Annotated in this window: 14 protein-coding genes; 9 read left to right on the top strand and 5 right to left on the bottom strand. The window is 62.7% G+C overall.

Features of this window, described 5'->3' with window-relative positions; all coding sequences use genetic code 11:
- Nucleotides 1-111: 111 nt before the first annotated feature.
- The 5 genes from CG51_RS12970 to CG51_RS19225 form a co-directional block, all read right to left on the bottom strand.
- The gene (locus CG51_RS12970) at nt 112-1,323 is read right to left on the bottom strand and encodes an McrC family protein (protein ID WP_211254208.1); all 1,212 of its coding nucleotides are present in this window, start codon (nt 1,321-1,323) and stop codon (nt 112-114) included.
- 89 nt (nt 1,324-1,412) lie between these two features.
- Nucleotides 1,413-3,854: an AAA family ATPase gene (locus tag CG51_RS20555; RefSeq protein ID WP_198947670.1), complete on the bottom strand. Its 2,442-nt coding sequence runs from the start codon at nt 3,852-3,854 to the stop codon at nt 1,413-1,415.
- Between the two features lie 75 nt (nt 3,855-3,929).
- Nucleotides 3,930-4,217: a hypothetical protein gene (locus tag CG51_RS19230; RefSeq protein ID WP_051930563.1), complete on the bottom strand. Its 288-nt coding sequence runs from the start codon at nt 4,215-4,217 to the stop codon at nt 3,930-3,932.
- A gap of 85 nt (nt 4,218-4,302) precedes the next feature.
- Nucleotides 4,303-5,847 carry a Fic family protein gene (locus CG51_RS12955; protein ID WP_035745653.1) on the bottom strand — a complete coding sequence of 515 codons (1,545 nt, stop codon included), beginning with the start codon at nt 5,845-5,847 and terminating at the stop codon, nt 4,303-4,305.
- 173 nt (nt 5,848-6,020) lie between these two features.
- Nucleotides 6,021-6,488 (bottom strand): TetR/AcrR family transcriptional regulator, encoded by a 468-nt coding sequence (locus CG51_RS19225; RefSeq protein ID WP_051930561.1) that lies wholly within the window; start codon nt 6,486-6,488, stop codon nt 6,021-6,023.
- Between CG51_RS19225 and CG51_RS12945 the strand changes: the two genes are divergently transcribed.
- From CG51_RS12945 to gltS, 9 genes are all read left to right on the top strand, one after another.
- Nucleotides 6,487-7,854, top strand: a complete 1,368-nt coding sequence (locus CG51_RS12945) for an HlyD family secretion protein (protein ID WP_248783382.1) — start codon at nt 6,487-6,489, stop codon at nt 7,852-7,854. The genes CG51_RS19225 and CG51_RS12945 overlap by 2 nt on opposite strands.
- A complete protein-coding gene (gene rbbA / locus CG51_RS12940; protein ID WP_035745650.1) occupies nt 7,851-10,589 on the top strand; it encodes a ribosome-associated ATPase/putative transporter RbbA in 2,739 nt (912 codons plus the stop codon). The genes CG51_RS12945 and rbbA overlap by 4 nt, the downstream gene beginning before the upstream one ends.
- 7 nt (nt 10,590-10,596) lie before the next feature.
- The gene (locus tag CG51_RS12935; protein WP_035745648.1) at nt 10,597-11,709 is read left to right on the top strand and encodes an ABC transporter permease; all 1,113 of its coding nucleotides are present in this window, start codon (nt 10,597-10,599) and stop codon (nt 11,707-11,709) included.
- A 5-nt stretch (nt 11,710-11,714) separates the two neighbouring features.
- Nucleotides 11,715-12,794 carry an alpha/beta hydrolase gene (locus tag CG51_RS12930; RefSeq protein ID WP_035745646.1) on the top strand — a complete coding sequence of 360 codons (1,080 nt, stop codon included), beginning with the start codon at nt 11,715-11,717 and terminating at the stop codon, nt 12,792-12,794.
- A 318-nt stretch (nt 12,795-13,112) separates the two neighbouring features.
- Nucleotides 13,113-14,870, top strand: coding sequence for a PHA/PHB synthase family protein (locus CG51_RS12925; protein ID WP_051693716.1), 1,758 nt, complete (start codon nt 13,113-13,115; stop codon nt 14,868-14,870).
- A 4-nt stretch (nt 14,871-14,874) separates the two neighbouring features.
- A complete protein-coding gene (locus CG51_RS12920; protein ID WP_088233858.1) occupies nt 14,875-16,269 on the top strand; it encodes a bifunctional enoyl-CoA hydratase/phosphate acetyltransferase in 1,395 nt (464 codons plus the stop codon).
- Nucleotides 16,266-17,435, top strand: a complete 1,170-nt coding sequence (locus CG51_RS12915) for an acetate/propionate family kinase (protein ID WP_035745643.1) — start codon at nt 16,266-16,268, stop codon at nt 17,433-17,435. Before CG51_RS12920 ends, CG51_RS12915 begins: the two co-directional genes overlap by 4 nt.
- A complete protein-coding gene (fabI, locus tag CG51_RS12910; RefSeq protein ID WP_035745640.1) occupies nt 17,432-18,196 on the top strand; it encodes an enoyl-ACP reductase FabI in 765 nt (254 codons plus the stop codon). Before CG51_RS12915 ends, fabI begins: the two co-directional genes overlap by 4 nt.
- Before the next feature lie 92 nt (nt 18,197-18,288).
- Nucleotides 18,289-19,494 carry a sodium/glutamate symporter gene (gene gltS, locus CG51_RS12905; protein WP_035745637.1) on the top strand — a complete coding sequence of 402 codons (1,206 nt, stop codon included), beginning with the start codon at nt 18,289-18,291 and terminating at the stop codon, nt 19,492-19,494.
- The last annotated feature ends 121 nt before the right edge of the window (nt 19,495-19,615 follow it).

Genomic DNA, 19,615 nt, shown 5'->3' with positions numbered 1-19,615 from the left:
GGTTGCGGGGATCCTTGCACAGTTCGACCCGGAGCGTTTTGTATTAGAACAATGAAGGTGCTGACCCTGCCCGATCTGCGAATCTGCAAGGAAGCTAGGAGGTTGCTTTGGCTAGACCGGCACCTTAGCCGGCAACATCCGGTCCAGCACCGTCTTGAGCGCATCGACATGCGATCCCGAGGGACCGGTCATGACAAGGGTTGCGACGTGAAGGGTCTCTTCGGCGCCTTCATGTGCAATAGCGTAGCGGGTGCAAATCGGCTCTGTCGGGAGATCGCCATGATGGGGGTAGAGCAACATGACGTCCCGGCAGCCATACAGTTGGCTATAGGCCATCAACTGATAGACGTCGGTCTGGCTGACCCCCTGTTTGGGGTCGTCGATGCGAGAGGCCATCCGCTTCCACTTTGTGTCGACGACGAGGACGGCTTGATCCCCGTGCCGGATGATGAGGTCCGGCTTGGTCCGAAACCGCCCCGTATCGGCTTCGAACAGGCAGTCCCGGTGGCCACCCTGCGATGAAGCCCGGTACCCGCTTCCGGCCAGGGCACGGGTGACCAGTCGGGCGACGTATTGCTCGAACAAGGCATTCATCTCGAACAAGAGCGCATGACCATCCATGGCCCCTGCGCTGGTCTGCTGATGCCGATCTCCGAGAAGGAGACGCGCGAAGGAAAGAAGCTCGCGCCACCGCTGATTGGTCCGATCGAGGGTGATCTGGTCCCATCGCAGCGCAGGGACCGGAACCTCGGTCACATCCGCATAGGCAAAGCCCAGCTCGCGCAGGATACGCTGATTGTCGGGGGCCTGCGCCACACGCTGCAAACGGGTCACGGCGGCGCGCATCACCTGGTTCAGCGCGATGTCAGAGGACAGCCCGTCGTACCGACAGGCAAGCCGCTGTGGTGCCACTGCATGGCGCGAAAACTGCCGGGTCACGTCGAGCCTGCCGCGCAGGGCGGGGAGGTCGTCTGCATGATCCACATATCGGCGCGGCAGACCCATCCGCACCGCTTCCATCAGGCGGGCGCAAAAAAGGCGGATCAACAATTCGAGAATGGTATCCTTTTGCCATCCAAGCTGGGCCAGCACGCCCGCATCGACCCGCAGATCATGAACCACCGCGAGCATGTGGATGAGGCGGCGACGAAGCGCTTCTTCAGTAGCGTCGTGCTCTCCGAGACCTTCGATCTTGGGGAGGATCTCCAGCTGACATCCCGGCGCGGCGATCACGCCGACCACGCCGCGGGCCCGCAGGCCTTTGCGGCCGTGTTCGAGCACGCCTTCGCCGCCACGCCCCGCGAAGCTGGAACGCGCCGCCACGGCGGCAATCCGATCAGCCTCGGCGGTCGGGATGGTCGTGTCGTCATCCCCATAGCCGATGCGTTGCCATTCGCGGAGCGTTCGGCGGATCATGAGCCGAGAAGCCGCGCGTAATCGAAGCCGTCTTCGCGCACGTCCCACCGGAAGCGCGGCATCGCCTCACCATTGTCGAGCCCCGGCGGCGCCTTGAGGACCGACCTGTTCAGAAAGCCCCCCGCGATGGGCCTGTCATGCGTCTCGAGATCGCCCAGCATCGCGGCGATCTTGCCCCAGTCCTCGAAGAAGTACTCGGCCAGCAGCGGGATCACCTTGTGCCGCATCACCGCGTCGACATCCGCGCGGGTGTCGCAGCCGGTGAAATAGGCATGCCCGATCTGGTGATCGCGATCGTAGAGATACTCTATGCGTTCATTGATGATGGTCAGAAGAGTCGGCAGATCGATGCCCGTACGGTCGGCTGCGTCCTTCAGCACGGACGGATTGGGCATGATTTCCCGAAATGTGAATCGCCGCCGCAGTGCCGTATCGAGTAGAGCAATCGAGCGGTCTGCCGTGTTCATCGTGCCGACGATATGCAGGTTCGACGGAACACCGAACTCATCCCCCGAGTAAGGCAGGCGCACCTTGAGCTGGTTGGGCTGGCCGAGCCGCTTGTCCGGTTCCAACAGCGTGATCAGCTCGCCGAACACCTTGGAGATATTGGCCCGGTTGATCTCGTCGATGATCAGGACGAAGGGCTCAGGTTCTGAAGGCCCCTCGTTCCGCTGACTGTTCATGTAGCGTTCAAGGGCCGGCACGTTTAGTTCGACCACATCGATCCCGTAAATCGATTTCTGCGAAAATTTACGTGTGTAGATTTCGCTCACAGATACGCCATCGCGGTCGATCCAAAGCCAGCGGACGGAGCGACGATGGGCATAACCGCCTTCGGGTCGCGGAACGAATTCGTAGCCGCCCGTGAACACGCCGATGGCTCTAAACAGCAAATTGCCTTTTGAAACAATGACGATGTCGCCTTCCTTCACATCGTTCCGGAACTTGAAGGGCATTTGCACAACGCCGGAGCGTGCATCGACGTTGGAATGGCGCTGGTCCTTCGCCTTACAGGCCTCGATGATGGCGTCACGTTTGGCGAATTTATCGGCCGACCAGTCGATGTCCTCGAAGCCGAGAAGGGTATAACCGCCCTTGATCGCCTCCTCGAAGAGATGTGCGTCTTCGGGGTTGTCCGCTTCGCCAATCGACATCTTGAAGACCTGGCGGCCTTCAACACGTGTCGAGTCCTCCTCGGATGAATGCCCACGGCTGGTCTCGGCGCGTTTCGCGATGCGCCGGAAAATGCCGGGCACGGTCTCCAGCCGGAAGCCGGCCGAGGATGTGTCCTCGCCCTCATCCGTGCCGGTCATAGGCTGTCGGCCCTCGACGAACTCTTCATAGGCCATCGACTGATGGAAAGTGAATTCGATCCGACCGGCGGCCAAGAGGCGTTGGTAGGAGGCCATCAGAGCGGAGCGGTCATCCGGGACAGGTTCCCCGCACAACCGAACGGCCTCGACAGCCGTGCGGTAGGTCTTTCCGGTACCAGGAGGGCCGTGAAGGATGATGTTTTGAGAGGTTGATCCCATGATCGGCACGGCCCTTTCGACGTCTGTTTTCGGGGGTTCCGCGTTTTCCCAAAGCTTTTCCAGCGCCCGCGCGGCAGCGGGCTTGATCAGAATTCCGGAAGACTGAGGACTCCAGTCCTGCCCGCTGATCTTGCTCGTCAAGACCGCATGCGGGATGTAGGCATCCTTCCCTGGGTACCGTATGTCCTCGAATTCCACATTGATGAAATCCGTGGTCTCACCCGCGGCGGCGCGCTGTGGGTCCCAGTGGAGGTCGGAGTAGGCGGCCTTCGCAACCCGTCCCCTTGCGATGATGCCACGGAAATCGTCGCCGGTTCGGATCAGGAAGACCGTGTCGTCAGGCTTTGGCTTCTTCGAACTCGTGCGCCAACGATGGACGACCGTGCCTCCGGAAGCGGTCTGCTGGCGGTCCTGTGCGAAGGTCCCCCAGTCCCAGTGTGACGGATTCCAGCTGATCAGATAGGTCGCGCCGCTGTCGCGCCAGCGCTGTTCAATCTCCGGCTCATAGAAATCGATCTCCCGGCCGAGCTCGGTCTCGAGCTTGCGCCGCAGGGCAAGAAGATGTGAATCCAGTTCGGAAATCCGCATCTTCCGGATGTCCTTCCGCGTTGCCACGGCAAAGCCTTCAAGGATCTCTCGCTTGTGCCGCGGGCTTGAAATCCGCTCATAGTGATCGGGAAACAGGAGATGCGGAAGGATCTGACGCAGTTGGCGGCCATCGACACTGGGCACCTTGTCCAGAAACGCGCAAAACGCTTCATGGTCCTTGCGCTGTTGGGCCTGCAGCTCAGGCGGTTGCGCTTTCCAGTCACGAACTAGGGCAATCAGGAAGCTCAGCTCCCGCCATCTGTGCGTGTTATAGGCCGTGCCCGCGTGCCCGATGCCTTCCAGAACCTCCGGGCTCAAGGCAGCAACACCCTCGGGAAGCGGGGTGCTCGACCAGGACCAGATCTCTCTGACTCTCTGCGCTTTGGTCGCCGGTCACATGTCGCTGGGAAAGGTGAACAGGACCCAGTGCAGCTCAGCCATCAACTGGCGGCTCTCCGGTGTGCCTGAGGACATCTGCTGTTCGAGCTTCAAGTAATAGCTGTCCGTGCCTTCATCGGGATTCTGGACAAAGGTGCGGTCCAGCTCTGCGAGATTTTCGGCCGTCCAAAGACGAAGGTCGGGCTGGAGGATAGAGCCATCCTGCAGCAAGCAGCGGTCGGCGAATTCCGAGACCACAGGATACAATGCGGCGCTTTTTTCGTGCGGGTTGAATCTCGCCATTACTGCTGTCCTGTGCTTTCGAGGGCCGTCAAATCGGATGTTTGCGCGTCTTTAGGTAGAGTACCGTGCGGGGTGCGGGTTGAATTCAGTTCGAGAACGCCGTCGTTACAATCTCCTCCAGATCGGCGATCTCGGCATCGGTGAGTTTGACGAAGGGGTCGCGGTCGCGCCTGCGCTTCGGGAAGCGCCCTTCATTCTGGGTGACGAACAGGATCACCTGCCGTGCCAGAGCGTCCGGCATCTCGATGCGGTTCATGATGCCGCGCATCGCCGCATCGTGACGCTTGAGATAGGTGATCTCGCGCGGCAGGTCCTCCTCGATGGTCTTGCGCACGCAGTCGTAAAGGAATTCGGCCTCCGCCGTGCAGTCGTAGAAGCGATAGAGATCGGCCGTGTCGTTCAGCACCTCGACATTGCCGGTGGGCGTTGCACGCCACGCGATGTGCTCCATCAGCGGGGCGGAGTGCCCTTGCAGAACAGCCCTGTAATCGTCGATGCGGTCGAGCATCACGGACGAGACCGGGAAGACCATCCCGGGTGGGGTGAACTTCCGCTCGGCGAGAACGTGATGGATCAGGCAGCGGTGCAGGCGACCGTTCCCGTCCGCCAGCGGGTGGATATAGACGAAGCCGAAGGCGATGATGGCGGCCTGCAGGACGGGATCGACCTCTTCGGCATCTGTCAGCCGTAGCCGGTTGTTGCAGTCGTTCAGCGCCGTCATGAGGGCGGGAACATCCTCGGGTCGCGCGCCGATGAACTCGGGCAAGGGGTCGTTGCTGTGGTCCCGTTCGCCCAGAAAGACTCCGTCTTCGCGATAGCCGATCGGGGTCAGGCGATCGTCGCCGATCAGGATGCGGTGCAGACGGTAGATCTCGGTCTGATTGAGGGGGCGTTTGCCGGCCTCGAGCACTGCGCGTCCCCAGCGTTCGAGGCGGTTGACGGGCGGGCGCTCGCCTTCGATCTCGAAGCTCGCGCGGCTGTCGGCCAGCAGCATGAAGCTCGCCGCGCGCGCCACGACATGGCCGCCCGTCTTGCCGATGGTCTCCTTGGCCCGCGCGGCCAGGTCGAGCCCTATCAGTGCTTTGAGCTTCTCTGTGCGCCGGATCATCGGGCAGAGGGCGCCGGTGCCAAGCAGATTGTCCCGGACGCGGTGGCGCTGTGAGAAGCGCTCCTTGCCGGTGAAGTATTGGGTGGGGTCCAGAGCCGGGACCGCCGTGACGGTTGGCGCATCGTCGAGATCGAGCATGCGTCCCGTCAGGGTCTCGAAGAAGAACCACAGCCGCCGGGAGAAGGCGCCGGTCGGTGTGGCGCGGACGATCGCTTCGATGTCCTGTTGCGGAACGGCATCAAATACGCGCTTGAGGATCAGGAGGTCGATGCTCTCGTGCCGCAGGGCAAAGCCGAGATGGCCCTCCAGCGTTGCATCCGGCAGGTATCGCTTGTCATAGACCTGCCAGATCCCATCCGCGCGGACGTTGCCGCGCACATGTCGCTCCGAAATGCAGGTAGGGTTGCGCACCGGCGCAGGAATGCCGAACGCGGAGACCAGCCCTGCCCAACCTGCGAGGCTGGTGCCCTCGGGAAGGGGCTCATCCTGGAAGAAGGAGGGCGTCAGGCTCTCGGGTCTCATGCGTCGAAAAGGCCTCATCTGCGCGGATTATGGCCGTAAATCATGTGTCCGCGTCGAAAATCGTTATACGAACATCCGGCAGAAAATCAATCACGGATGTCGAAAAGCCATCATGCTGGAGAAGAATGTAGAAATCGGTATGATGTGGGGTGCGTGGTGAGCCCGGTGCCCGATCAGTGGCCACGGCCGAGCGCCGTTGCAGTGCGCAGACAGCAAGACAGACGATCGCCTTGCCGAAGGGCCGGAGGATTGCCGCAGCAAAGAGGCAGGGCTAGTGACGTGCCAAAGAATTGCGCAATGATCGCCCGCGCCTCGCTGCAGAGGCTGGACTGTGTCAGTAAATGAAGCGGCCTGACATCTTCTACCTTGCGCGGATCACGCAGGAAGGCCAGATCGCAGATCCGGTTGATCATGGTCGCGCCATCGGGGTCCCCTGCGGCGATGTCATCGAGGGGCGCAAGCGCCAGCAAGGCCTGACGGAATATCTCGGCCTTCGACCCGAAGGCGCGATGGACATAGGCCACATCGACCCCAGCCGCGGCGGCGATGTCGCGCAGGCTGGTGTCGGAATAGGGCATCCGCGCGAAAAGCAGCATCGCCGATGCAAGAATGCGTTCTTTCCCGGTTGCCTGCCCCGGCATGCGGTCGGTCGAGTTGGCTGAGTTGAGCGTCCTTGGCATGGGTGGCTTGTGTTCGTCCGGTGGCTTCGACGCGAAGAAACTGAACATGCTGCCCCGGAGCAGAGGTGCGGCAAGGTGCAGCCCAGACCGGGTCGTGTTGTTTAGCTGGTTTTTCAACAGCAAACAACCAGCAGCCGCTTTTGCGCGACAATACAGGTTTTTACCCTGTCATCGAGCGTTGACAACAGGGGAGCGTAGGGCGAAGACCGCATCGGGACATGCGCGAAGCATCCATCAGCACAGCAATCAGAGGCAGATCATGGCAAAGCCCGGCAGAAACACCATTATTCTGGGCGGCCTGGCCGTTGTCGCCGTGCTTGGCTGGCTGGCCTGGGACCGGCTGCAACCCGCCGGTCTGCCGGCGGGTTTTGCCAGCGCCAATGGCCGGATCGAGGCGACCGAGGTGGATATCGCGGCGCTCACCGGCGGCCGAATCGCCGAAATCACCGCTGCCGAAGGTGACATGGTCAGCGCAGGCGATGTGCTGGTGCAGATGGACGTGGTGCAGCTGAACGCACAAAAACGTCAGGCCGAAGCGCAGCTTGCCCGCGCCGAAATCGGCGTCGAGACAGCAAGGGCGCTGGTCGCTCAGGCCGAGGCACAAGAGCGCGCGGCCCGGGCCGCGGTTGATCAGGCAGGCTCGGTTGCCGATGCCGCGTCGCGCAGGCTTGAACGCTCTGAGCAGCTTGCAAAGACCAGTGCGATCTCGCAGCAGGTGCTGGATGATGACCGCGCCCGGGACGCCCAGGCCCGCGCCGGTGTGGCCTCGGCCGAAGCCAGCCATGCGGCAGCGCTGGCGGGGGTCAGCAGCGCGCAGGCGCAGGTGGTCGATGCAAGTGCGGCCGTCGAGGCGGCAAAGGCGTCGATTGATGCGATCCAGGCCTCTCTGGACGACGCCACGCTGAAAGCGCCGCGCACGGGCCGGATCCAGTATCGCATCGCACAAGAGGGCGAGATTGTCGGCTCTGGCGGGCGGATCCTCAGCCTTGTCGATCTGGGCGATGTCTATATGACGGTTTTTCTGCCGACATCGCAGGTCGGCCGGGTGCAGGTCGGATCAGAGGTGCGCCTTGTCATGGATGCGGCGCGGGAATTCGTGATCCCGGCCACGGTTTCCTATGTTGCCGATGTGGCGCAGTTCACGCCAAAGACGGTCGAGACCGCCGATGAGCGCGAAAAGCTGATGTTCCGCGTCCGTGCCCGCATCGACCCCGAGCTGCTGTCGCGGCATATCGAATATGTCAAAACCGGCCTGCCGGGCATGGCCTATCTGCGGCTTGATCCGGATGCCGCCTGGCCTGACTTTCTTTCCAATGTCGTGAAATGACCGGCTCAGTTGCCGGGGTCTCCGGCCTGACGCTGCGCTATGGCAAGGTCACGGCGCTTGACAATGTGACGCTGGAGATCCCTGAGGGGCGCATGGTCGGGCTGATCGGGCCAGACGGGGTCGGAAAGTCCAGCCTTCTGTCGCTGCTGGCCGGGGCACGTGTGATCCAGCAGGGCAAGGTCGAGGTTCTGGGCGGCGATATGCGCGATGTGGCGCATCGCAACCGCGTCTGCCCCCGCACCGCCTATATGCCGCAGGGTCTGGGCAAGAACCTCTACCCGACGCTTTCGGTCGAAGAGAACCTTGATTTCTTCGGCTCGCTTTTCGGTCATGACAAGGCCGAACGCGAGCGGCGGATCACCGATCTGCTGGCTGCGACCGGCATGACGCCGTTCCGGTCGCGCCCGGCGTCAAAGCTGTCGGGCGGCATGAAGCAAAAGCTGGGTCTGTGCTGCGCGCTGATCCATGATCCCGATTTCCTGATTCTTGACGAGCCGACCACCGGCGTCGATCCGCTGTCGCGCCGCCAGTTCTGGGATCTGATCGACCGCATCCGCGCGACACGGCCGGGGATGAGCGTGATCACCGCCACCGCCTATATGGAAGAGGCCGCGCGCTTCGACTGGCTGGTTGCGATGAATGCGGGCCGGGTGCTGGCCACCGGCACCACCAGCGATCTGCTGTCGCGGACCGGGGCCGACACGCTTGATGCAGCCTTCATCGCGCTTTTGCCCGAAGAAGACCGGGGCGAAGACAGTGCCGTGGTGATCCCGCCGCGGACCACCGATGACAGCGATATCGCCATCGAGGCCGAGGGGCTGACGCAGCGCTTTGGCGATTTCGTGGCGGTCGACAATGTTTCCTTCCGCATCCCCAGGGGTGAGATTTTCGGCTTTCTGGGTTCGAACGGCTGCGGCAAGACGACGACGATGAAGATGCTCACCGGGCTTCTGGAGCCGAGTGAGGGCCGGGCAAAGCTTTTCGGCCATGAGGTCGATGCAAGCGATCTGTCGGTGCGCCGCCGGGTCGGGTTCATGTCGCAGGCCTTCTCGCTCTATTCCGAGCTGACGGTGCGTCAGAACCTTGATCTGCACGCGCGGCTTTTCGATATGGCGGCCGAGAAGATCCCCGCCAGGGTTGACGAGATGATCGCCCGGTTCGATCTGGGCGACGTGACCGACAGCCTGCCCGAGGCGTTGCCGCTGGGTATCCGCCAGCGGCTTTCGCTGGCGGTGGCGATGATCCATGCGCCCGAGATCCTGATCCTTGACGAGCCGACCTCGGGGGTGGACCCGGTGGCGCGCAACGGCTTCTGGCGCATTCTGGCGGAACTATCGCGCAAGGATGGCGTGACGATCTTTGTCTCGACCCATTTCATGAACGAGGCGGAATGGTGCGACCGCATCAGCCTGATGCATGCGGGCAAGGTGCTGGTCTCGGACACCGCCGAGGGGATCACGAAAGCCAAAGGTTGCGCCACGCTGGAAGACGCGTTCATCGCCTATCTTGAAGAGGCGATTGGCGAGACGGCACCCGCCCCCGCCGCTGCGCCCGAGGCCGCGCCCGAGGCCCCCGCAGCCGGGGTGACCCATCACGCGCAGCAATCCGGCTTCAGCCTGCGGCGACTGCTTAGCTATTCGCAGCTGGAAAGCCTGCAATTGCAGCGCGATCCGATCCGGCTGACCATGGCGTTGGTCGGCAGCCTTCTTCTGATGATCGTGGTGGGGCTGGGCATCAACATGGATGTCGAGGATCTGACCTTCGCCGCCCTTGACCGCGACCAGACCACCACCAGCCGCAATTATATCGCCGATATTGCGGGATCGCGCTATTTCATCGAACAGCCGGCCCTGACAAGTTACGACGAGATCGACGCAAGAATGCGCTCGGGCGAGCTGGCGCTGGCGATCGAGATCCCGCCCGGCTTTGCCGCCGATATCGCGGCAGGCAGGGATGTGCAGGTCGGGGCCTGGTTCGACGGCGCCAACCCCAGCCGCGCCAATACGGTGCAGGGCTATGTGCAGGGCATGCATGCCGACTGGATCACACGTCAGGCGCGTCAGCTTTACGGTGACAAGGCGAGCGGCGGCAGTTTCGAACTGGTGACCCGATACCGCTACAACCCCGACGTGCGCAGCCTGAATGCGATGGTCCCGGCGATCATCCCGCTGCTTTTGCTGATGATCCCGGCGATCCTGACCACGCTTTCGGTCGCGCGTGAACGCGAACTGGGCTCGATCATCAATTTCTACGTCACGCCGGTGACGCGGCTGGAATTTCTGCTTGGCAAACAGCTGCCCTATATCGCGCTGGCCATGCTGAATTTCTTCCTGATGATGGCCATGGCGGTCACATTCTTCGCAGTGCCCTTCAACGGCAGTTTTCTGGGCTTTACCCTTTCGGCGCTGATCTATGTCACCGCGACCACGGCGCTTGGTTTTCTGGTGTCGGTCTTCATCGCAAGTCAGGTCGCGGCGCTGTTCGCGACCGCCATGCTGACGATGATCCCGGCGGTCAGCTATTCGGGTTTGATCTACCCGGTCTCTTCGCTGTCGGGTTTTGGCCGGGTTCTGGGCGAGATCTACCCCTCGACCTGGTTTATCACCGCCGCGCGGGGGGCTTTCTCCAAGGCCTTCGGAATGGCGGAACTGGCCGGGCCGATGCTGGCCATGGGCATCGCCATTCCGGTGATTATCGGGCTGGCGGCGGCCTTCCTGGAAAAACAGGCGAAGTGAGGGGCGGATGAACCTGCGCAACACCTTCAATCTGGGCGTCAAGGAATTGCGCGGGCTCTGGCGCGATCCGGTGATGCTGGTGCTGATCGTCTATTCCTTTTCGCTCTCGATCTGGACCTCTGCGAACGTCTCGCCCGAGGCGCTGACGAATGCCGCGATCTCGATCGTGGATGAGGATCAGTCGCATCTCTCCGCCCGCATCACCTCGGCCTTTTATCCGCCCTATTTTGTCGAGCCGCAGATGACCACGACGGCCGAGATGGATCGGCGGATGGATCAGGGGCTGGATACTTTTGCGCTGAACATCCCACCGGATTTCGCGCGCGATGTGCTGGCCGGAAAAAACCCGGCGATCCAGCTGAATATCGACGCGACAAGGATGAGCCAGGCCTTCACCGGCGGCGGCTATATCCAGCAGATCGTGTCCTCCGAGGTTTCGGAATATGTGGCGGGCTACCGGGCCGAGACCGCGCTGCCGGTCGATCTGGCGCTCCGCGCGCGGTATAATCCCTCGCTGGATCCGAAGTGGTTCGGCGCGATTTCCGCCGTGATCCGGTCGATCACCATGCTGTCGCTGGTGCTGACCGGCGCGGCGCTGATCCGCGAAAAGGAACATGGCACGGTCGAGCACCTGCTGGTCATGCCCGTCACCACGACCGAGATCATGTTTTCCAAGATCTGGTCGATGGGGCTGGTGGTGCTGCTGGGGTCGATCTTTTCGCTAAGTGTTGTGGTGCAGGCGCTGATGGCGGTTCCGGTGCAGGGCTCGGTCGTGCTGTTTCTTGCGGGCGCGGTGCTGATGGTTTTCGCCATGACGGGGCTTGGAATTTTCCTTGCCACCATCGCCGGGTCGATGCCGCAATTCGCGCTTTTGCTGATGATGGCGCTTTTGCCGCTGCAGGTGCTGTCAGGCGCGATGACGCCGCGGGAATCCATGCCAGAGATCATCCAGACCATCATGCTTGCAGCCCCCAACACGCATTTCATCATCCTCTCGCAGGGCATCTTGTTCCGAGGTGCGGGGCTTGACGTGGTCTGGCCCCAGTTCGCGGCGCTGGCGGCGATCGGGGTGGCGCTGTTCTGGGTGGCACTGATACGATTCAAGAAATTCCTGCGGTAAGGCATATGTTGGGCCGCCTGCTTCTGATCCTGACGCTTGCGCTTGCAGGCTGCGCTGCGCGTCCGGGGCCGGAAGTTCTGGCCCCCGATGCCGGTGCCCTGCCCGAGGGCGCCCGCCTTGTCCGGGTGCTGACCATGACCACCCGCGCGCCCGAGGCAAATCTGCCGGGGGCCTTTGGCGACTCTCGCTCCATCCGGCCAAGCTGGCTGGAATACGAGGTCTCGGTGCCGCCTGGCCATCGGCCGGGAAAGATTGAATGGCCGGATCGCAATGGCAGCAGCGCCGACCGGAATTTCGTGATGCGCAGCCGGCAGACGCTTAGCCGTGACGCCTTTGCAAAGCGTCTCTCGCGCGAGGGGGTCGGGCTTTATGTCCACGGCTTCAACACCCGCTTTCATGAGGCCTTGTTCCGTACCGCGCAGCTTTCGGTCGATGCGCATATCGAGGAAAAGCCCGTCCTTTTTACATGGCCCTCGGCAGGCTATCCGGGCGCCTATCTGGCTGATCGTGACGCGTCTTACTTTTCCCGCGCGGCGCTTGCCGATCTGCTGCGGCTTTTGACAAAGGGTCGGTCCGCTTCCGACGCGGTGCCGGTGCTGGCTCACAGCATGGGCGCGCGGCTGACGATGGAGACGCTGGTGCAACTGCGTCTTGCCGGGCGGGACGATGTGCTGGACCGGATCGAGGTCATCCTTGCCGCCCCGGATATTGATATCGATCTTTTCCGCGCCCAGATGGTCAGCCTTGGGCCGATGAAGCATCCCATCACGGTGCTCGTCTCCTCGGACGATCTGGCGCTGAAACTGTCGTCGCGGCTTTCGGCACGTCGGATACGGCTTGGGCTTGTCGATGTGCGTGATCCGGCGGTCCAGCGCCTGGCGGTCGCGACCGGAATACGGATCGTGGATATTACCGATATTCCGACCGATGATCCCGCCCACAGCCGCTATGTCGGCCTGCTTTCCGGCGAGGCCGGGGCTGTGGTTGAAAACACCCTTTTCGGTGAGGTACGCTTGGCTGGGGCCTTTGTCTTCAATCAGGTCGGCGGTGTCTTCACTGGCATCGGTGATGTGCTGGCGGATTGAGGCCGCGGCCTTGGCCCGGCGTTGGTGCCAGCGGCATTGGCCGGGTCATGGCCTCGACGTCGCGCCGTTTTGCCGGTAATCGTCCATGATGATCAGGGCAGGGACAGGGGATTCCGTGTCCGCCGCCGGACGCCGATGCTTTGCCTGTTCAGTCCGGGGGCGGCTGTTTCGGCGGTTTGACGGCGCTTTACGACATGTCGTCGGCATCGGGCCTTGGGCGCAATGCCTATGTTCAAGAAAAATCTTGAACTCTTTGATTTCGATCAACACTCGTTGATAGTTCTGTGCTAACTTCCGCCGGTAAATTGGAGACGCGACATGGCCCTTACTCCCAAATCAGATGGCTCGGGTGCAACCGGCGATGAAAGCCTTGGCATCGAGGCTTTTCAGGCCGTTGACCGCATACGAGAGGCGCTCTCGGGACAGCTCAGCGGCGGGGTTTCGCCCGGCTCGCTGATGATGGCCTATGTCGACTGGGCCTTTCATCTGGCGCAGGCACCGGGCAAGCAGATGGAACTGGGCGTCAAGGCGGGCCGCAAATGGCAGCGTCTCATGGCGCATCTGATGGCCTCGGCGATGGATCCGCAGGCCGCGCCGGTCATCACGCCCTTGCCGGGCGACCGCCGTTTCGCCGGTGAAGCCTGGGCGAAACCGCCCTTCAGCTGGATGTCGCAGGCTTTCCTGCTGCAGCAGCAATGGCTGCATAACGTCACCCATGAGGTTCCGGGCGTGACGAAGCACCACGAGGATGTGGTGTCTTTTGCCGCGAAACAGATCCTTGATGTCTGTGCGCCTTCGAACAACCCTTTTACCAATCCCGAGGTTGTGGCACGGACCTGGGCTACCGGAGGCATGAACCTTGTGAAGGGCTGGCAGAACTGGCTGCAGGACGTCGTCCGCCAGATCCGGCAGGAGCCGCCAGAGGGTGTCGAGGCCTTTACACCGGGTCGCGATGTGGCGGTGACGCCGGGCAAGGTAATCTTCCGCAACCACCTGATCGAACTGATCCAGTATACGCCCACGACAGAAACCGTGCACCCCGAGCCGGTGCTGATCGTTCCGGCCTGGATCATGAAATACTATATCCTCGACCTCAGCCCGGAGAATTCACTGATCCGCTGGCTGGTGGCGCAGGGCCACACGGTTTTCGCCATTTCCTGGCGCAATCCGGGTGCAGAGGATCGTGATCTGACGCTGGAGGATTATCGCCGGCTGGGCGTGATGGCCGCGTTGGATGAGATCACCCGTCTAATGCCCGATCAGAAAATCCACGCCACCGGCTATTGTCTGGGTGGCACTTTGCTGTCGATCGCGGCGGCTGCCATGGCGGGGAAGGGGGACGCGCGTCTCGCCTCGCTGACGCTGCTTGCCGCGCAGGTCGATTTCGCCGAACCGGGCGAGCTTGCGTTGTTCATCGACCCAAGCCAGCTGCATCTTCTTGAAAGCATGATGTGGAACCGCGGCTATCTCTCTGCCGATCAGATGGCGGGGGCGTTTCAGCTTTTGCGCTCGAATGACCTCATCTGGTCCCGGATGGTGCGCGATTACATGATGGGCGAGCGGACGGCGATGAATGATCTCATGGCCTGGAATGCCGACAGCACCCGGATGCCCTATCGGATGCATGCCGAATATCTGCGCAGGCTTTATCTGAATAATGAGCTTTCTTCGGGACGCTTCACCGCCGGGGGCAAGACAGTTCTGTTGCAGAACATCCGGGTGCCGATCTTTGCCGTCGGGACCGAGCGCGATCATGTCGCACCCTGGAAGTCGGTCTACAAAATCCACCAGTTCACCGATTGCGAGGTGACTTTCGCGCTGACGTCGGGCGGGCATAATGCGGGGATCGTCTCTCCTCCCGGTCACCCGCGCCGCCGCTACCGGCTGGCGACCCGCGCCCATGACGACGCGCTTTTGCCGCCCGAGACCTGGGTCGAGGCCAATCCTGCAACCGAGGGTTCGTGGTGGACGCCCTGGCAGGCCTGGCTTGCCGCGCGTTCGGGTGCCCCCGCCGCGCCGCCCGCAATGGGCAACGCGCTGGCAGATGCGCCCGGCACATATGTTTTCCAGAGGTGACAAGATGACCGGCACTCTGACCAACTATCTGTTTCACCAGATGAAAATCGGCGACCGCGCCAGTCTTGTCCGCCACGTCGGTCCCAAGGATATTGAATTGTTCGCCGCTGTTTCCGGCGACGCCAACCCCGCGCATCTGGATGCCGGTTTCGCCGCCCATGGGCCGTTTGGCCATGTCGTGGTGCACGGCATGTGGACTGCGGCGCTGATTTCGGCGGTGCTGGGCACCCGCCTGCCGGGGCCGGGGACGATCTATCTCGACCAGCAGATCCGCTTTAACAAGCCGGTTTCGCCAGGCGATACCATCACCGCCGAAGTTGAAGTGGCCGAGCTGATCGAGGGCAAGAACCGTGTCCGCCTGACGACCACCGCCCGCAATCAGCGGGGCGAGGTGGTGCTTTCGGGCGAGGCGCTGGTGCTGGCCCCGGTCGAGCAGGTGACCTGGGTGCCGGGTGACCTTCCCGAGGCGGTGGTCTTGCCGAAGGGGCGCTGGCAGGGCTTTGTCGAAGAGGCCCGCGCATTGCCCCCGGTGCGGGCGGCGGTGGTGCATCCCTGTTCGAAATCCGCGATCCTTGGCGCGATCGAGGTGCGCGACGAAGGCCTGCTTGACCCGATCCTGATCGGTCCCGGCGCAAAGATTCGCGCGGCGGCCGCCGAGGCCGGGGTCTCGCTTGACGGCTTCCGGATCGAGGAGACAGAGCACAGCCATGCAGCGGCGGCGCGGGCGGTGGAACTGGCGGCCTGTGGCAACGTCCAGGTGCTGGTCAAGGGCAGCCTGCATTCCGATGAACTGCTTGCGGCGGTGGTTTCGAAAAGCGGCGGCCTGCGCACCGAACGCCGGATCAGCCATGTCTATGCGATGGATGTGCCCGCCTATCGCAAGCCGGTGATCGTCACCGATGCCGCGATCAATATCGCACCGACATTGGAGCATAAGCGCGACATCTGCCAGAATGCCGTCGATCTGATGCGGCTTCTGGGGCGCGATCAGCCGAAGGTCGCGGTGCTGGCGGCGGTCGAGACGGTGAACGCGACGATGCCCGCCACGCTGGATGCCGCCGCGCTGACGGTGATGGCGGCTCGAGGCCAGATCACGGGCGCGCTGGTTGACGGGCCGCTGGCCTTCGACAATGCGATCAGCCCCGAGGCGGTGGCGACGAAGGGCATCGTCTCGCAGGTGGCGGGCGAGGCCGATATTCTTCTGGTGCCGGATCTCGAGGCCGGGAACATGCTTGCCAAACAGCTGATCTATTTCGCGGGCGCCACGGCCGCGGGGCTGGTTCTGGGCGCACGGGTGCCAATCGTTCTGACAAGCCGGGCGGATCCTTTATCGGCCCGCATCGCCTCGGCTGCGCTGGCCAAGCTGGTCGCGGTCCGCAAAGCGGAGGGGAAGGCGTGACCCGCGATCTGATCCTGACATTCAACACCGGATCCTCGACTATCAAGCTGGGGTTTTACGCACTGGAGGCCGCCGCGCCGCGCCCGCTGGCGTCGGGCGTGATCGATTTCCGCGATGAGCCTTTCGAAGTGCGCCTGACGCGCGAGGGCAAGACCTTTTCAGGCCCGATCACAGCGGATCCCGGCGATCTGACAGCCGTGCTGAACCAGGCTTTTGCCTGGCTGGCCGGGCATTTCAATCTTTCGCGCCTTGCGGTGATCGGCCATCGGGTTGTGCATGGCGGCGATGTCTTCACAGGACCAGCCCGGATCACCGATCAGGTGATCGCGCAGATCGACGCGCTGGCGCGGCTTGCGCCGCTGCATCAGCCGCAAAGCCTTGCGCTGATCCGGGCGATGCGGGGGCTTTACCCCGATGTGCCACAGACAGCCTCTTTCGACACGGCGTTTCATGCCACCAACCCGCCCCTGATCCGCCGCTTTGCCCTGCCGCGCGCGCTTTATGATCAGGGGATCAAGCGCTATGGCTTTCATGGTCTCTCCTACCGCTATATCGCCGGGCAACTGGGCGATCTGGCCACCGATGCAAAGGTGGTCGCCGCACATCTGGGCAGCGGCGCAAGCCTTTGTGCGATCCGGGGCGGCAAGAGCATCGACAGCTCGATGGGGTTTTCGACGCTGGACGGCATCCCGATGGCGACGCGTTCGGGTGCGCTGGACCCCGGCGTGATCCTGCATCTGATGGGCGAAATGGGGCAAAGCCTGAAACAGGTCGAGACCATGCTCTATCGTGAAAGCGGCCTTCTGGGCGTGTCGGGTTTCGAGGCTGACAGCCGCGAGCTGATGGCCAGCACGCGCCCAGAGGCTGCCGAGGCGATCGACCTCTTTTGCCTGCGCATCGCGGGCGAGGTGGCACGGTTGGCGACCAGCATGGGCGGGATCGATGCGCTGGTCTTCACGGCAGGAATCGGCGAGCATCAGCCCGGTATCCGCGCCCGTGTCGCCGCGCGGCTGGCCTGGCTTGGGGCAGAGCTTGACCCCGATGCCAATGAAGCAGGGTCGCGCAGGATCAGCACCGCCGCCAGCCGGGTGCAGCTTCTTGTCATTCCGACCGATGAGGAAAGCATCATCGCCCAGGAGGCCGTCAGCGAAGAGGCAGCGACATGATTGATCTGAAAGGCAAACGCGGCCTCGTGGTTGGCGTGGCGAATGAGGCCAGCATCGCCGCCGGTTGCGCCAGGGCCTTTCGCGCGGCGGGGGCAGAGCTGGCGCTGACCTTTCTTAATGAAAAGGCCCGGCCATGGGTCGAACCCGTGGCGCAGGAAGTGGGTGCGCCGCTGTTCCTTCCTTGCGATGTGCGTGAACCCGGCCAGTTGGAAGCCGTGTTTGACCGCATTACCGCTGAATGGGGGCGGCTTGATTTTCTGCTTCATGCCATCGCCTTCGCCCCGCGCGAGGATCTGCACACCAGCGTTGTCAACGCTTCGGCCGAAGGTTTTGCGACGGCGATGGATATCTCTTGCCACTCCTTCCTGCGCATGGCGCGGCTGGCGCGGCCTTTGATGCAGGCGGGTGGTTCGCTGATCACGGTCAGCTTTTACGGCGCGGATCGGGTGGTCGAGAATTACAACCTCATGGGTCCGGTAAAGGCCGCGCTGGAGGCTTCGGTCCGCTATGCGGCGGCCGATCTGGCGGGCGAAGGGATTCGTGCCTTTTCGCTTTCAACCGGTCCGGTCAAGACCCGCGCCGCCTCGGGGATCGACCGGTTCGATGCGCTGATGGATAAGATTCGCGCCCGTACGCCTGCGGGAAAACTGGTAAGCATCGAAGAGATCGGTACGCTGGCGGCCTTTCTGGCAACCGAGGCCGCAAGTCCCATGAGCGGATCGGTGGTCTATGCCGATAACGGATTTCACACCACCGCCTGAGGCAGGCGCGGGGCCCCGCCCTTGACCGGAAGGCGGATCCGGGGCAAAGCGGAATCAACATCAGTTGACAGCATTCTGACAGGCGCCGCCGCGTGACCTTCTTTACGGTTCATCCCTTCCATTCCTTCAATCTTGCCGTGGTCTTGCTGATCGCGGGCAAGATCCTGACCCTGAACATTGATCTTCTGCGCCGCTATTCGATCCCCGAGCCGGTGGCGGGCGGCTTTCTCTGTATCGCGGTAACGGGGCTCCTCTGGGCGCTGTTCGATCTGAAGGTCTCATTCGAGGTGGGGATCCGTGATTTCCTGCTGCTGGTGTTCTTTGCCGGTATCGGGCTGAAATCCGATATCCGCACGCTGCTTGCGGGGGGCAGGCCGTTGGTGATCCTGTTGATCCTTGCGACCAGCTTCATCCTTTTGCAGAACTTCGCGGGGATGGGGCTGGCGAGGCTCTTTGGAATGGAGCCGAAGACCGGGCTGATGGTCGGCTCGGTTTCGCTGACCGGCGGCGTTGGCACCACGCTGGCCTGGGCACCGATATTCGCCGAAAAGCTGGGGATCACGAATGCGCTGGAACTGGGGGTCGCGGCCAATACTGTCGGGCTAATCGCGGCCTGTGTGATCGGCGGGCTGATTGCGGCGCTCCTGATCCGGCGGGGCGGGCTGAAGGCGGAAAACAAGCGCGATCTGGACATCGGCGTTCCGAATGAGGGGCGCGCGGTCCGGATGGATTACTTCTGCATCCTCTGGTCGATCCTGGCGCTGAATGTCACCGTGCTGATCGGGCTGGCGCTGCATGAGGCGATCACGGCGGCCGGCGTCACGCTTCCAGCCTTTGTCAGCTGCCTTGTCGCGGGGATCGTGCTGCGCAACCTTTTGCCGCTGGCCCCGAGGCGGTTAGTGCGGCGGATCTGGCCTGGGGTCGATGATGCGCTGGCGCTGATCTCGGATCTGTCACTCGGGCTTTTCCTGATCATGGCGCTGATGGGCCTGCAGGTCTGGGAGCTGAACGGCGTCCTTCTGTTCATTACCGCCGCCCTTGTGATGCAGATCCTGCTGACGGTCGGATTCACGATTTGGGTCGTGTTCCCCGCGATGGGGCGCGATTATGAGGCGGCGGTGATCTCGGCCGGGTTTGGCGGTATCACGCTCGGCTCAACCGCCACCGCCATCGCCAATATGACCGCCGTGGCGCAGCAACATGGCGCGGCGCACCGGGCCTTTGTGATCGTGCCGCTGGTCTGCGGCTTTTTCATCGATATCGTCAACGCGCTGATCATCTCGGCGCTGGTCGGCTAGCGATTGTGTCTATTGATCAACCTCTAGATGCCATACCTCGCCTGTTTTCAGGACGGCAATTGCGATAGTGATCAGCCGGCGCGCGATGGTGATGATGACGCCCTTAGGGTCCAGACTCATT

This window comes from Haematobacter missouriensis (assembly GCF_000740775.1).
Lineage (GTDB): Bacteria > Pseudomonadota > Alphaproteobacteria > Rhodobacterales > Rhodobacteraceae > Haematobacter > Haematobacter missouriensis.
This window is presented reverse-complemented; position numbering and strand designations above follow the sequence as displayed.